At 68.4% G+C, this 14,624-nt stretch carries 10 protein-coding genes; 8 read left to right on the top strand and 2 right to left on the bottom strand.

The genetic code is table 11. The features are described 5' to 3' along the window. Window position 1: 1 nt before the first annotated feature. Window positions 2-2,692 (bottom strand): pyruvate, phosphate dikinase, encoded by a 2,691-nt coding sequence (gene ppdK, locus ACIQC9_RS09430; RefSeq protein ID WP_400614834.1) that lies wholly within the window; start codon window positions 2,690-2,692, stop codon window positions 2-4. Between the two features lie 171 nt (window positions 2,693-2,863). On the opposite strand from ppdK, the gene ACIQC9_RS09435 reads away from it, so the two are divergent. The 3 genes from ACIQC9_RS09435 to ACIQC9_RS09445 all read left to right on the top strand — a co-directional run bounded on the left by ACIQC9_RS09435 (window position 2,864) and on the right by ACIQC9_RS09445 (window position 7,441). Then, the gene (locus ACIQC9_RS09435; RefSeq protein ID WP_400614837.1) at window positions 2,864-3,940 is read left to right on the top strand and encodes a site-specific DNA-methyltransferase; all 1,077 of its coding nucleotides are present in this window, start codon (window positions 2,864-2,866) and stop codon (window positions 3,938-3,940) included. A 135-nt stretch (window positions 3,941-4,075) separates the two neighbouring features. After that, window positions 4,076-5,188 (top strand): glycosyltransferase family 4 protein, encoded by a 1,113-nt coding sequence (locus ACIQC9_RS09440; RefSeq protein WP_400614840.1) that lies wholly within the window; start codon window positions 4,076-4,078, stop codon window positions 5,186-5,188. A gap of 105 nt (window positions 5,189-5,293) precedes the next feature. Continuing rightward, the gene (locus ACIQC9_RS09445; RefSeq protein WP_400614843.1) at window positions 5,294-7,441 is read left to right on the top strand and encodes a glycogen debranching N-terminal domain-containing protein; all 2,148 of its coding nucleotides are present in this window, start codon (window positions 5,294-5,296) and stop codon (window positions 7,439-7,441) included. Here the strand turns inward: ACIQC9_RS09445 and mutY are convergent. After that, window positions 7,438-8,466 (bottom strand): A/G-specific adenine glycosylase, encoded by a 1,029-nt coding sequence (mutY, locus tag ACIQC9_RS09450; RefSeq protein ID WP_400614846.1) that lies wholly within the window; start codon window positions 8,464-8,466, stop codon window positions 7,438-7,440. The two genes, ACIQC9_RS09445 and mutY, sit on opposite strands and share 4 nt — an antisense overlap. 21 nt (window positions 8,467-8,487) lie before the next feature. On the opposite strand from mutY, the gene ACIQC9_RS09455 reads away from it, so the two are divergent. The 5 genes from ACIQC9_RS09455 (at window position 8,488) to smc (ending at window position 14,584) form a co-directional block, all read left to right on the top strand. Beyond that, the gene (locus tag ACIQC9_RS09455; protein WP_400614849.1) at window positions 8,488-9,042 is read left to right on the top strand and encodes a DUF721 domain-containing protein; all 555 of its coding nucleotides are present in this window, start codon (window positions 8,488-8,490) and stop codon (window positions 9,040-9,042) included. 52 nt (window positions 9,043-9,094) lie between these two features. Then, window positions 9,095-9,745: a thioredoxin domain-containing protein gene (locus ACIQC9_RS09460; RefSeq protein ID WP_400614851.1), complete on the top strand. Its 651-nt coding sequence runs from the start codon at window positions 9,095-9,097 to the stop codon at window positions 9,743-9,745. Window positions 9,746-9,864: 119 nt separating this feature from the next. Next, entirely contained in the window at window positions 9,865-10,515 is a 651-nt protein-coding gene (locus ACIQC9_RS09465) for a thioredoxin domain-containing protein (RefSeq protein ID WP_400614853.1), read from the top strand. A 6-nt stretch (window positions 10,516-10,521) separates the two neighbouring features. Beyond that, window positions 10,522-11,136, top strand: a complete 615-nt coding sequence (locus ACIQC9_RS09470; RefSeq protein WP_400614856.1) for a thioredoxin domain-containing protein — start codon at window positions 10,522-10,524, stop codon at window positions 11,134-11,136. A 10-nt stretch (window positions 11,137-11,146) separates the two neighbouring features. After that, entirely contained in the window at window positions 11,147-14,584 is a 3,438-nt protein-coding gene (gene smc, locus ACIQC9_RS09475; protein WP_400614858.1) for a chromosome segregation protein SMC, read from the top strand. Window positions 14,585-14,624: the final 40 nt, after the last annotated feature.

Raw genomic sequence — 14,624 nt, forward strand, 5'->3', positions numbered from 1 at the left:
CTCAGCGATCCTTCTCGCGTTCGGTCCCGGCCCTCGCATGCAGCGCAGCCTGCGCCGCCGCCAGCCGGGCGATCGGCACCCGATAAGGCGAGCAGGACACGTAATCCAGCCCGGCCTCTTCACAGAAGGCGATCGACGACGGATCGCCGCCGTGCTCGCCGCAGATGCCCATCTTCACGTCCGGCCGCACCGACTTGCCGCGCTCGGCCGCAATGCGGATCAGGTCGCCCACGCCGTCCTGATCCAGCCGCACGAACGGATCGGTCTCGAAGATTCCCTTGTCCATATAGGCCTGCAGGAATCGGCCGGAGTCATCGCGGCTGATCCCGAAGGTGGTCTGGGTCAGGTCGTTGGTGCCGAAGCTGAAGAATTGCGCATGCTCGGCCAAATCGGCTGCCCGCAGCGCCGCGCGCGGCAGCTCGATCATGGTGCCGACCAGATACTCGACCCGGTCGCCTGCATCCGAGAACACGGCCTCCGCCGTGCGGTCGGTGAGTTCGCGCAGGTATTTCATCTCCAGCCCGAGGGCGACGAGCGGGTGCATGATCTCGGGGATCGGTGCGACGCCAGAGGTCGTCTTCACCTCCAGCGCGGCCTCCAGAATGGCGCGCACCTGCATCTCGTAGATTTCGGGATAGGCCACGCCCAGCCGGCATCCCCGGTGCCCCAGCATCGGGTTGGTCTCGTGCAGCTCCCGCGCCCGCCGCTTCAGCTTGGCGGCGTCCAGACCCGAGCTCGCCGCCAGCGCGTCCATCTCGGCCTCGGTATGGGGGATGAACTCGTGCAAGGGCGGGTCCAGCAACCGGATCGTCACCGGCAGGCCGGCCATGATGTTGAACAGGTCAACGAAGTCCGCCTTCTGGAACGGCGCGATCTTGCCCAGCGCCGCCCGACGCCCCGCTTCGTCGTCCGCAAGGATCATCTCGCGCACCGCGGCGATCCGGGTGTCGTCGAAGAACATATGCTCGGTCCGGCACAGGCCGATGCCCTCGGCGCCGTATCCGCGCGCCGTCTCGGCGTCCCGGGGCGTCTCTGCATTGGCCCGCACGCCCAGACGCCGCACCCCGTCGGCCCAGGCCATCAGGGTCTGGAAGTCGCCGGTCAGCTCCGGCTCGATCATCCTGACCGCCCCGTCCAGAACCTCGCCCTTGGACCCGTCGATCGTGATGATGTGACCGGCGGCGTAGGTGCGCCCCCGCGCCGTGAAGGTCCGCGCCTTCTCGTCGATATGAACCTCACCGGCGCCGGACACGCAGGGTCGACCCATGCCGCGGGCGACGACGGCGGCGTGACTGGTCATGCCGCCCCGGGCCGTGACGATGCCGCGCGCGGCATGCATGCCGTGAATATCCTCCGGGCTGGTCTCTTCACGCACCAGAATGACGGCGTCGCCCAACTGAGCCAGCCGTTCCGCTTCATCGGCGTCGAAGACGATCTTGCCCGTGGCCGCGCCCGGCGACGCCGGCAGGCCCGTCGCCACAACCGTGCGATGGGCGCGGGGGTCCAATGTCGGGTGCAGCAGTTGATCCAGCGCTTGGGGTTCCACCCGCAGCACGGCCTCATCTTTCGAGATCACGCCCTCTTCCGCCAGATCGACGGCGATCTTCAAGGCCGACTTGGCCGTGCGCTTGCCATTCCGGGTCTGCAGCATCCATAGCCGGCCCTGTTCGACCGTGAACTCGATGTCCTGCATGTCGCGATAGTGGCTCTCCAGCCGCCCGACGACCTCGACGAACTGGCCGAACACCTCGGGCATCGCCTCTTCCATGGAAGGAGCCGTCTCGCCCATCTCCTCCCGCCCCGCCTTCGTCAGCGACTGCGGCGTGCGAATGCCCGCCACGACGTCCTCGCCCTGGGCGTTGATCAGGAATTCGCCGTACAGCGCGCCGTCGCCAGTGGAGGGATTGCGGGTGAAGGCGACCCCGGTCGCAGAGGTGTCGCCCATGTTTCCGAACACCATCGACTGCACATTCACCGCCGTGCCCCAGCTCTCGGGGATGTCGTGCATGCGGCGATAGAATTTCGCCCGGTCGTTCATCCAGCTTTCGAACACCGCGCCGACCGCGCCCCACAGCTGATCGGTCGGATCCTGCGGAAACGCCCGACCCAGCCGGTCCTCGACCACCCGCTTGTAGTCCGCGACGACCTTTTCCCAGTCTTTCGCCTGCATGTCGGTATCGACTGTGATCCCCAGCCGATCCTTGTGGTCGTCCAGCACTTCCTCGAAGTCATCATGCTCGAGGCCCAGCACCACACTGGAATACATGGTGATGAAGCGGCGGTAGCTGTCGAAGGCGAAGCGCCGGTCACCCGACAGGGCCGCCAGCCCCTCGACCGTTTCGTCGTTGAGCCCCAAATTCAGGACCGTATCCATCATGCCCGGCATCGACGCGCGCGCGCCCGATCGCACCGAGACCAGCAACGGGTTCGCTGGATCGCCGAACCGCTTGCCCACGACCGTCTCAACCTTCGCCAGCCCGGCCCGCACCTGATCCTTCAGATCGGCCGGGTAGCTCTGACCGTTCTGGTAGAAGTCGTTGCAGGCCTCGGTGGTGATCGTGAATCCCGGCGGCACGGGCAGGCCCAGCGACGACATCTCCGCCAGATTGGCGCCCTTGCCGCCCAGCAGGTTCTTCATCGACGCATCGCCATCGGCCGACCCGCCGCCGAAGCCGTAAACCCACTGAGTCATCGATAAGCCCCTGAGCCCTGATCGTCTTGCGCCTGAACTAACGCGCGCCGCCCTCGAAGGCGAGGGCGTGGGCGTAACAATCCGTGAAGTGTAGTTTCGGTTCTCCCGGTCACCTCGTCTTAACCGCGATGATTCACCAATCGGTCCTCAAGCTGTGCGGGGCCGAGTTCAATGTCCGATCTGAAGACCGACGTTATCCACCGGGGCGATTGCATCGAGGTGCTGCGCTCCCTGCCGGATGCGTCCGTCGACATGGTCTTCGCCGACCCGCCCTATAATCTCCAGCTGGGCGGCGACCTTCTGCGCCCGGACAATTCCAAGGTCGACGCGGTCGATGACGACTGGGACAAGTTCGACAGCTTCGCCGCCTACGACGCCTTTACCCGCGACTGGCTGAAGGAATGCCGCCGGGTGCTGAAGCCGGAAGGCTCGATCTGGGTCATCGGCAGCTATCACAACGTCTTCCGCCTCGGCACGGCGATTCAGGACCTCGGCTTCTGGGTGCTGAACGACATCATCTGGCGCAAGTCGAACCCGATGCCGAACTTCAAGGGCACCCGGTTTACCAACGCCCACGAGACTCTGATCTGGGCGGCGAAGTCGCGCGACCAGAAGCGCTACACCTTCAACTACGACGCGCTGAAGGCCTTCAACGAAGACACCCAGATGCGCTCGGACTGGACCTTCGCCCTGTGCACCGGCGAGGAGCGGATCAAGGACGCCGACGGCAAGAAGGCGCATCCGACCCAGAAGCCCGAGGCCCTGCTGCACCGGGTGATGCTGGCCGCCACCCGGCCCGGCGACGTGGTGCTGGACCCCTTCTTCGGCACCGGCACCACCGGCGCGGCCGCCAAACGCCTCGGGCGCCACTACATCGGCATCGAGCGCGACGAGGGCTACGCCAAGGTCGCCGAGGACCGGATCAAGGCGGTTCTGCCGTCGTCGCCCGAGGACCTGATGGTCATGGGATCGAAGCGTGCCGAACCCAAGGTGCCGTTCGGGTCGCTGGTCGAGGCGGGTCTCCTGCGGCCGGGCGACACCCTGTACTGCCCAAAGGGTGAGCGGGAGGCTCGGGTCCGGGCGGACGGTTCTCTGGTGGCCGGCACGCTCAGCGGCTCGATCCATAAAATGGGCGCCCTGTTCGAGAACGCGCCCGCCTGCAACGGCTGGACCTACTGGCGCTTCAAGTCGGATCAAGGACTTAGGCCAATTGACGCTCTGCGGGCCGAGATACGTGCGGGCATGTAATGACCGGTAGCCGACACATGTAACGCGGTAACGTCCCGTTTCAGCTGACTAAAATTCGGCGGTCGGGGAACTTCGCAGTTGCGAGACAGTTGAGCATCCGGCGCCTGTTGTCAGAGGCGCTGGAGCCTCATCGCCATGAAGATCGCCCAGGTCACCCCGCTCTACGAAGCCGTGCCGCCGAAGCTCTATGGGGGGACCGAGCGGGTCGTCGCCCATCTGACCGACGCCCTCGTCGACCTGGGGCATGACGTCACCCTGTTCGCCAGCGCCGACGCCGAGACGCGTGCCCGGCTGATCCCCGTCCGCGATCAGGCCATCCGGCTGGATCCCGCCCCGCTGAAGTCGGATCTGGCGGCCCACATGACCATGCTGTCCGAGGTGCTGAAGCGCGCCGACGACTTCGACATCATCCACTTCCACACGGACATGATCCATTTCCCGTTCTTCCGCCGCTGCGCGGACAAGACGGTGACGACCCTGCACGGGCGACTGGACATGAAGGATCTGCCCGAAGTCTATCGCGCATGGCCTGACTTCGGCCTCGTCTCGATCTCCGACGACCAGCGCCGTCCCCTGCCCTTCGCCAACTGGAAGGCGACAGTCCAGCACGGCATGCCGGCCGAGACCTACCGCTTCTCTCCGAAATCGAGCGGCTACCTCGCGTTCCTCGGTCGCATCTCGCCCGAGAAGCGTCCGGATCGCGCCATCCAGATCGCGACTGCGCTCGGCAAGCCCCTCAAGATGGCGGCGAAGGTCGATGCTGCAGACAAGATCTACTGGGAAACCGTCATCAAGCCGATGATCGACGGCAATCCCCTGATCGAGTTCATCGGCGAGATCGGCGACCACCAGAAGTCCGCCTTCCTCGGCGGCGCCGACGCCTTGCTGTTCCCGATCGACTGGCCCGAGCCCTTCGGTCTGGTGATGATCGAGGCCATGGCCTGCGGCACGCCGGTCGTCGCCTTCCGTTGCGGCTCGACGCCCGAGATTATCGAAGACGGTGAGACCGGCTTCCTGGTGGAAACGCTGGAGCAGGCCGTCGCCGCCGCGGGTCGCGCGCACCTGCTGGACCGCGAAGCCATTCGCGCCCGCTTCGAGTTGCGCTTCTCCGCTACCGCAATGGCGCGCCGCTATCTGGACGTCTACGGCGACCTGCTGGCAAAGCGGCCATTCGCCGAAGCGCCCCTTTCAGAGGTCGTGACGCCGTTGCGCCCGACCGAAGATCGGACGTTTGCGCTGGGCGCCTGACGGCAACCGACAGGTCTCTTGTCCATTAGCGTACCCAAGCGGCCATCAAGCGTCCGCATTCGGGTGTAAGGCTCAGGGTTCGCCTGATCGCTGCCGAGGAGCCTCATGGACGACGCCTATTCAGTCCAGACCACCGCCGCCGACACTTCCGAAGCCGATGGCCTCGAGCGCCTGATGGCGCTCAAGGACGCCGACACCTTCTGCGTGGCCGATGGCTGGGGCGACATGAAGGGCGGCGCCGACGGCCTGTTCGATCACGACACCCGGCTGCTGTCCCGACTGGTGATGACCGTCGGTCAGGCGAGGCCCTCCCGGCTGAGCTCGGGCGTCAGCCAGGACAACGTCTTCTTCACCTGCCACTCGACTAACCGCCCCCTGCCGCCGATGGGCGGCCGGTCCGCGCCGGCGGGCGTGCTGCACATCGAGCGCCGCCGCTTCGTCTGGGATCGCCGGCTGTTTGAGCGGGTGCGCATCGAGAACCACGGCATCGAGGACGTGCTCCTGCCTCTGGCTTTCGACTTCGGCGCCGACTTCGCTGACATCTTTCAGGTGCGCGGCACCTTCCGGGACAAGCGCGGAACTCTGGAGACGCCGACCCACGACGGCCGGCGGGTGACCTTCCGGTATCGCGGGCTGGACGACGTCGAGCGCGTGAGCTGTCTCGCCTTCTCCGAACCGCCCGCCCGCCTGACCGGATCACGCGCCGAGTTCATGTTCAGCCTGCCCATGGGCAAGCGGATGGATCTCTACGTCGAGTGCGCCGCGGACAGCTGTTCGCCGCCGGACGAAGCGCGCTTCCGGCTCAATGCCGTGCAGGCGCGGCTGGCGATGCGGATCCGCCGCCGCCGCGGCGCCTCGGTCCGCGGCCCGCGCAGTCCCCGCTTCAACGACTGGCTGGACCAGAGCCGCGCCGACGTCGCCCTGCTGACCACCGACCTGCCGACGGGTCCCTATCCCTACGCCGGGGTGCCGTGGTTTTCGACGCCCTTCGGCCGCGACGGGATCATCACCGCTTGGCAGATGCTGTGGCTCGACCCTTCGCTGGCCAAGGGCGTCCTGACCTATCTCGCCAAACGTCAGGCCACCGAGGTCTCGGCCTTTCAGGATTCCGCCCCCGGGAAGATCATGCACGAGACCCGCGGCGGCGAGATGAGCGCGCTCGGCGAGGTGCCGTTCGGCCTATACTACGGCGGGGTCGACACCACCTGCCTGTTCGTGGCGCTGGCCGGGGCCTACGCCCGGCGCACCGGCGACCTCGAAACCATCCGCGCTCTCTGGCCGAACTTGATCGCGGCCACCCGCTGGATGACCGACTATGGCGATGCCAATGGCGACGGCCTGATCAGCTACCAGCGCGGCGCCGACACCGGCCTGTCCAATCAGGGTTGGAAGGATTCCGAGGACTCCATCTTCCATGCTGATGGCCGGTTCCCGAAAGGCCCGATCGCCCTGCTGGAGGTTCAGGGCTATGCCTACTCCGCGTGGCAGGCGATGGCCGATCTGTCGCTTCAGCTCGACGAACAGGGCCAGGCCGAATGGGCGGCCCGGGCTGAATCGACGCGCCAGCTGGTCGAGGACCGCTTCTGGATGGAGGACGAGGGCTTCTACGCCATCGCCCTCGACGGCGACGGCGCCCAGTGCCGCGCCATCGGCTCCAACGCCGGCCATCTGCTGTTCACGGGCCTGCCCTCTCGCGAGCGAGCTCTGCGGGTCGCCAAGCGCATGCTGTCGGCCGAGTTCCGCTCCGGCTGGGGCATCCGCACCCTCGCCACCGGGCAGGCGCGCTTTAACCCGATCAGTTACCACGACGGCTCCGTCTGGCCCCACGACACCGCCATGGCCGCAGCCGGCATGGCCCGCTACGGAGAGCGCCGCGCCGTGGCCCTGCTGCTCGGCGAAATCTACGCGGCCGCCGCCAGCTTCAACCTGCGCTTGCCCGAGCTCTTCTGCGGCTTCGAACGCATGCCGGGCGAGGCGCCGATCGCCTATCCCGTCGCCTGCCTGCCCCAGGCCTGGGCCGCCGGATCGGTCTTCCTGATGCTGCAGGCCGCCCTCGGCGTGAAAGTCGACGCCATAGAAGGCGTGGTCGAGATCGATGACCCCGTCCTGCCGAGCGGCATCGACCGTCTGAACGTGACCAATCTTCAGGTCGGCGACGGCGTCGTCGATCTGGCGTTCCAGCAGTTGGGCAACCACACGGTCGTTATGCCGCGACGGCGCGAAGGCAAGGTTTCGGTCCGGTCGCTGGGCTAGCCCAATCCTCTCTCCAGCGCTTTCCGAAACACCGTCGGCAGCGAGGCCAGCGCCTCGTCCACCGGCGTCCAGATGAAGTCGCCGTCGCCGCGCGCGGCCCTGACATTCAGGGTCAGCGCGAAGTGGGTGAAGACGTGCTCGATCGCGCCCGCCTCGCGCCAGTCGGCCTCGGCGGGCGGGCCGTCTGAAGCTTCCGCGCTCCAGTCCGAGGTCGGCAATCCCAGCATGCCGCCGAGCAAACCCTTGTCCGGCCTCCTAACCAGCGCCACCCGACCCTCGCGGTCTTGCAAGACCCATGCAAACCCGGTCCTGCGCGGACGATCCGCCTTTTTGATCTTCAGCGGATATCGTTCCGGCTGTCCGGACTGGAATCCCGTACACCAGTGGGTGAGCGGGCAGTCGCCGCACAGGGGCGTTTTCGGTCGACAGACGGTCGCGCCCAGATCCATCAGCGCCTGCGCCCAGTCTCCGGGTCGTTCCTCGCCGACGAGCGAGCCCGCCAGCGACTTGAGTTCCGGGCGCGCGGTCGGCAGGGGCGTCTCGACCGCGAACAGCCGCGCCATCACCCGTTCGACATTTCCGTCCACCACATTCGCGGCCCGGCCAAAGGCGATCGCCGCCACCGCCGCGGCGGTATAGGCCCCCAAACCCGGCAGGGCGCGAAGCCCCTCCTCCGTCTCCGGAAAGGCTCCGTCGTGCCCAGACGCCACCGCTCGCGCGCAGGCCAGCAGGTTTCGCGCCCGGGCGTAGTAGCCAAGCCCCGCCCATGCTGCCATGACGTCTCCATCCTCCGCCGCCGCCAGATCGCGGACGGTCGGCCAGCGCTGCGTGAAAGCGAGAAAGTACGGCGTCGCGTGCGGGGTGGTCGTCTGCTGCAGCATCACCTCCGACAGCCAGACCCGGTAGGGATCGGGACGCGCTTTGGTCCCCGGCGGACTGCGCCATGCCAGCGTCCGGGCGTGCGTGTCGTACCAGTCCAGCAGGGCCGCGCGCAGGGCGTAAACGTCTTTGGCGACGGAGGGCATTCCCCGCGCTATAGATCAGAAATGAAGCGCTCGCTGCCCAGCGATGAGGAAGTCCGCGAAATCCTGTCGCGACGCCGCACCCGGCCCGCGCCACGTCCCGCACCACGCGCCGGACGCGCCCTGCAGGGCCTGATCAAGGAACTGGACGGAAAGTTCGGCCGGGGGTCCGGCGCGCTGGAGGCCCGCTGGCGCGAGATCGTCGGCGATCGCCTCGCCCGGGTCACGCGCCCGCAGAAGCTGACCAAGGGGCGCGGCAACGCCGGCGGCGTCCTCGAACTCCGTGTCGCCGGTCCAGCGGCCTTGCTGGTGCAACACCAGTCGGAAGACATCCTGCAGCGGGTGAACCTGTTCCTCGGCGCTGGCTCGGTCGAGAAGCTGCGCATCGCCCAGGGACCGGTGAAACCGTTGACCGACGCCCCGGCGCAGAAGCCCCGCCGCGCCGCCTCCGCTCCGCTTCCGGCGGCGGCCGAGGCTGAGCTGAAGGCGTCCATCGCCGATGTGCCCGATCCGCTGAAAGACCCGCTTGAGCGGCTGGGCCGGGCGATCCTGAAGGACCGCGACGGCGCGTCTCGTTGACGACCTTCGCCATATCGGCTCTCAAGGACCAAACAGCCGACAGGGACGAGGCATGACCAGGATCAACTACGCGGCCATGAGCCGTCGCGCCGCCATGACGGGCGCCGCCCTGGCCACGATGGCCGCTCTGGGCGCCTGCGGCGGCAAGGCCGGCGCCTCGGCAGAGGGCGACATGGCCATGGGCGCCGCGGAAGGCGCCAAGGTCACGGTCGTCGAGTACGCCTCGGTCACCTGCCACGTCTGCGCGGCCTGGCAGAACGAGAACTGGGCGGCGTTCAAGGCCGCCTATGTCGACACCAACAAGGTCCGCTACGTCTTCCGCGAGATCCCGACGCCGCCCGCCCCTGTGGCCGTCGCCGGTTTCGCCATCGCCCGCTGCGCCGGCGCGGACAAGTATTTCGACGTGGTGCACAGCATCATGTCCAGCCAGCAGGAGATGCAGTCGGGCGCCAACGCCCGCGACGTCCTGTTCCGCGTCGGCAACGGCGCAGGCCTGTCGAACTCGCAGATCGAGGCCTGCATCACTGACGAGGCGGCGCTGAAGGCGGCCGACGAACGCCACAAGGCGGCGACCAAGGCAGGCGTGACCGGCACCCCGACCTTCTTCGTCAACGATGTGAAGGTCGAAACCCTGGGGTCCGCCTCTGGACCCAGCATGGCCGATCTGTCCCGCGCCATCGAGGCCGAACTGGCCAAGGGCTGAGCCGCTGTCCACAGGCGGCGTTGACAAAACTTCGCCGCACCTGTTCTCGAAGGATCGAACTTGCGCGCGATGGCGGGAATCGCGCGATGCTTTCGAGTCCCGACAGTGAGGATGACGCCATGCGCGCCAGGATCGACTACGCCGCCATGAGCCGCCGCGCCGCGATGGCCGCCGCTGCTCTCGGCATGATGGCTCTCTCCGCCTGTGGCGGCGCGGGCCCGAACGCCGCCGCCAAGGGCGACATGGCCATGGGTGCGCCCGAAGGCGCCAAGGTCACTGTCGTCGAATACGCCTCGGTCACCTGCCCGCACTGTGCGGCCTGGCAGGAAGAGACGTGGCCGCAGTTCAAGGCGGCCTATGTCGACACCAACAAGGTTCGTTACGTCTTCCGCGAACTGCCGACGCCGCCTGTTCCGGTCGCCATCGCCGGCTTCATGATCGCCCGCTGCGCCGGCGACGCGAAATACTTCGATGTCGTCCACGGCATCATGGCCAGCCAGAACGAGTGGCAGGCCGGCGTGAACCCGCGCGACACCCTGTTCCGGGTCGGCAACGGCGCTGGCCTGTCGAACCAGCAGATCGAACAGTGCATCACCGACGAAGCCGGCCTTAAGGCCGCCGACGAGCGCGCCAAGGCGGCTATCGCCGCCGGTGTGGACGGGACGCCGGCCTTCATGGTCAATGGCGTCAAGGTGGTGACACCGGGTTCCAGCAGCGGCGCAAGCTTCGCCGATCTGGCGAAAGCGGTCGACGCCGAATTGGCGAAGTAACGCCGGATGGCGCGCTTTCTCCGGCTGATGCTTCTGGCGCTGGTCGTCATCGCCGCGCCCGCCGTGGCGATGGCCCAGACCGTCCCTGCATATCGCGAGGGCGATCCGACAGTGGGATCGGCTTCCGCGCCGGTGACGCTGACGGTCTATCTATCGACGACCTGCAGCCACTGCGCCCACTGGCACAACGACGACTACCCGGCCTTCAAGGCCAAATACGTCGATACGGGCAAGGTCCGCGTCGTCTATCGCGAACTGCCGACGCCGCCCCAGCCCGTTGCGGTCGCCGGCGCCACCATGGCCCGCTGCGCGCCTGCGGATCGCTATGAAACCGTTCTGGATGCGCTGTTCCGCGGACAGGCGACCTACTTCCCCAACCGCCAGACCCGGGACTGGCTGATCGCGGGTGGAACGGCCGGCGGCCTGACGCAGGAGCAGATGCAGGCCTGCCTGAGCCGCGAGAATATCGAGGCCTCGAACGCGCGGGCCGAGCAGTCCTTCGCAGACGGCGTCAACACGACGCCCAGCTTCTTCATCAACGGCGAGCGCGTGCTGGCGAACTCCGCCCCTGAGCTCGCCGCCTTCGACACCCTGATCCAGCCGCTGCTGGCGAAGCGCTAAGCCAGAGCCGATGCAGTTCCAGCGGCTCAGACTGGTCGGCTTCAAGAGCTTCGTCGATCCGTCGGAGTTCCACATCGAGCCCGGTCTGACGGGCATCGTCGGGCCGAACGGCTGCGGCAAGTCGAACGTGCTGGAAAGCCTGCGCTGGGTCATGGGCGCAAACTCGGCCAAGGCCATGCGCGGTCAGGGCATGGACGACGTCATCTTCGCTGGCGCCGCCAATCGCCCGCCGCGCAGCCATGCCGAAGTCCAGCTGACCATCGACAACGCCCAGCGCCGGGCCCCCCAGCCCTTCACCGACAGCGCCATCATCGAGGTCAGCCGCCGCATCGACCGTGGGCAGGGCTCGACCTACCGGATCAACGGCAAGGAGGTCCGCGCCCGCGACGTCCAGCTGCTGTTCGCCGACGCCTCCACCGGGGCCAATTCGCCGGCCCTCGTCCGCCAGGGCCAGATCAGCGAACTGATCGCCGCCAAGCCGCAGAACCGTCGCCGGATCCTCGAAGAGGCCGGCGGCGTCGCGGGCCTGCACACCCGCCGCCACGAGGCCGAGCTTCGCCTGAAGGCCGCCGAGGCCAATCTGGAGCGGCTGGACGACATCGGCCGCGAGCTGGAGACCACCCTGTCCCGCCTGAAACGCGAAGCCCGGCAGGCAGAGAAGTACAAGAAAATCTCGGCCGAGATCCGCGCCCTGCAATCGGCGCTGGTCTATGTCCGGTGGAACGACGCCCGGCTGGCGGCCGAAACGGCGACAAGAGAGTTGGCGGAGGCTGACCGCGCGGTGGTCGAGGCGACGACCGCGTCGGGGCGCGCCCAGACGGCCTCGCTGAAGGCGCAGGAGGCGCTCAAGCCCGCACGTGAGGAAGACGCCGTCGCCGGCGCCCTGCTGCATCGCGCTTCCCTGGAGCGCGACCGGCTGGACATGGCCGAGCAGCAGGCGCGGGCCGAAGTCGACCGCCTGAAGGCCGAGGGCCGCCGCATCGACGCTGACATCGAGCGCGAGACCGGCATGGCCGGCGACGCCGAAAGCGAACTGAACCGCCTGACCGAGGCTTTCGAGGCCTTGACCGCCGAGATCGCCGCCGCTCCGACCCGTGGCCCCGAACTCGACGCCGCCCTGAAAGCCGCGGAAGATGCGCGTCAGGCCGCTGACGCCGAGGTCGAACGGGTCGCCGGCGCGGTCGCCGCCGTCGAGGCTCGCGTCTCGGCCGAAACCGCCCGCAAGCGTGACGCCGAAAGCCGCGTCGAGCGGGCACGCACCCAGTTGAAATCGACCCAACGCGAGCGCGAGGCTCTGGGGCCGCTCGAAACGCCGGAGATCGAGGCTGCCCGCACGGCGTTCGAGAGTGCCCAGGCCGAGCTCGCCGCCGCCCGCACCGCTGTCGAAACGGCCGAGGCCGATCGCGCCGACAAGGCCCGCGCCGAGCAGGACGCCCGCCAGTCCGCCCGCGCCGCCGAGGACCGCCTCGGCCGCCTGCAGACCGAGGCGCGCGGTCTGGCCCAGCTGCTGGTGCAGGCCAAACGTGAACACCCGCCGGCGCTGGATCAGGTCAAGGCCGACAAGGGCTACGAAGCCGCGCTCGCGGCAGCCCTTGGCGACGACCTCGACGCCGCTCTCGACTGCCGCGCCGCAGCCTATTGGGCCGGCGCAGACGCCCCTGCACCGTCATGGCCGGCGGGGGTCGAGCCGTTGGCCGGCCACGTATCCGCGCCCGACCAACTGAAAGCCCGCCTTGCGCTTTGCGGCGTGGCGGCCCGGGCGGATATCGAACGGCTGTCCAGGGGCCTGCCCGTTGGCGCGCGGCTGGTGACGCGCGAAGGCGACCTGTGGCGCTGGGACGGCTTCGTCCAGCGTGCGGAAGCTCCCCGCCCCGCCGCCGTCCGTCTGGCCCAGCGCACCCGACTGTCCGAACTTGAAAGCGAGATCGACGAGGGCAAGCCCGCGCTGGACGCCGCACAGGCTGCTCTGAAAGCCGCGATCGACGCCTTCCGCACCGCCGAGGATGCGGTGAAGGCCGCCCGCGCCCTGCCCTTCACGCTGGACAAGACCGTCGCGGCAGCGCGTGACCGGCTCGAGAGCCTTGGCCGCGATCAGGCCCGCAAGGAGGCGCGTGCGCAGGCGCTGGACGAGACCCTGTCCCGCCTCGCCGCTGAGGTCGAGGCCGCCGAAGCCGCTCTGGCCGAGGCGCAGGGCGTCGAGGCTCCGTCCGAAACCCTGGATGCCCTGCGCGCCGAACTGACCACGGCCCGCCAGTCCGCCGACGCCGCCCGCGGCGCGGCCGCCACCGCCCGTGTCGACCGGGACGCCGAAGCCCGCGAGGTCGCCGGCCGGCAATCGCGCATCGAGGGTCTGGCCCGCGAGCGCGACGGCTGGGCCGGTCGCGCAAAGGACGCCAGGGCCCGCGTCGTCGCGCTGGAGACGGACGCCGGGAAGACCGCGCTGATGCTGAAGTCGGCCGAGTCCGCGCCGGAGCAGCTGGCGGCCCAGCGCTCGTCGCTTCTCGATACGCTGACCAGCGCGGAGACCCGCCGCAAGGCCGCCGCTGACGCCCTGTCCGTCGCCGAGGGCGAGGCCGCCGAGGCCGACCGCGCCGCCCGCGCCGCCGAAAGCGCCGCCTCCTCGGCCCGTGAAGCCCGCGCCGGCCTGTCCGCCCGCGCCGAGGCCGCCTCCGAACGCCTGCTCGACGCAGAGAACCTGCTGCGCGAGACGGCCCAGATGTCGCCCGACGAGCTGGGGCAGAAGCTGCAGGACGACGCCATCGCCCGCCCGCCCGACGCCGCCGGCGCCGAGAGCCTGCTGGCCGGGCTGGAGCGGGAGCGGGAGCAGCTGGGCGCCGTCAACCTGCTGGCCGAGGAAGAGGCCGTCGACTACGGCGACCGTCTCCAGACCATGAAGGTCGAGCGTTCGGACCTGACCCAGGCGATCGCCAAGCTGCGCGACGGCATCGACGAACTGAACGCCGAGGGCCGCGAGCGTCTGGTGGCGGCCTTCGACGTCATCAACGAGAACTTCAAGACCCTGTTCGAGGCCCTGTTCGGCGGCGGTCAAGCCGAGCTGAAACTGGTCGAAAGCGACGATCCGCTGGAGGCCGGTCTGGAAATCTACGCCTGCCCGCCCGGCAAGCGGCTGGCGGTCATGAGCCTGATGTCCGGCGGCGAACAAGCCCTGACGGCGGCCGCGCTGATCTTCGGCGTCTTCCTCGCCAACCCCGCCCCCGTCTGCGTGCTCGACGAAGTCGACGCCCCGTTGGACGACGCCAACGTCGACCGCTTCTGCCGCATGCTCAACGAGATGCGCAACCGCACCGACACCCGCTTCATCGTCATCACCCACAACCCCGTAACCATGAGCCGGATGGACCGCCTGTACGGCGTCACCATGCCGGAGCGCGGCGTGTCCCAGCTGGTCAGCGTAGATCTGACGCAGGCGGAGACGCTGGTGGCTTAGGGCGGAATGGCAGCCGATACGTCCATGACACCTCAAACGG

Source organism: Brevundimonas sp. NPDC092305 (assembly GCF_044755415.1).
In the GTDB taxonomy this organism is placed as follows: Bacteria; Pseudomonadota; Alphaproteobacteria; order Caulobacterales; family Caulobacteraceae; genus Brevundimonas.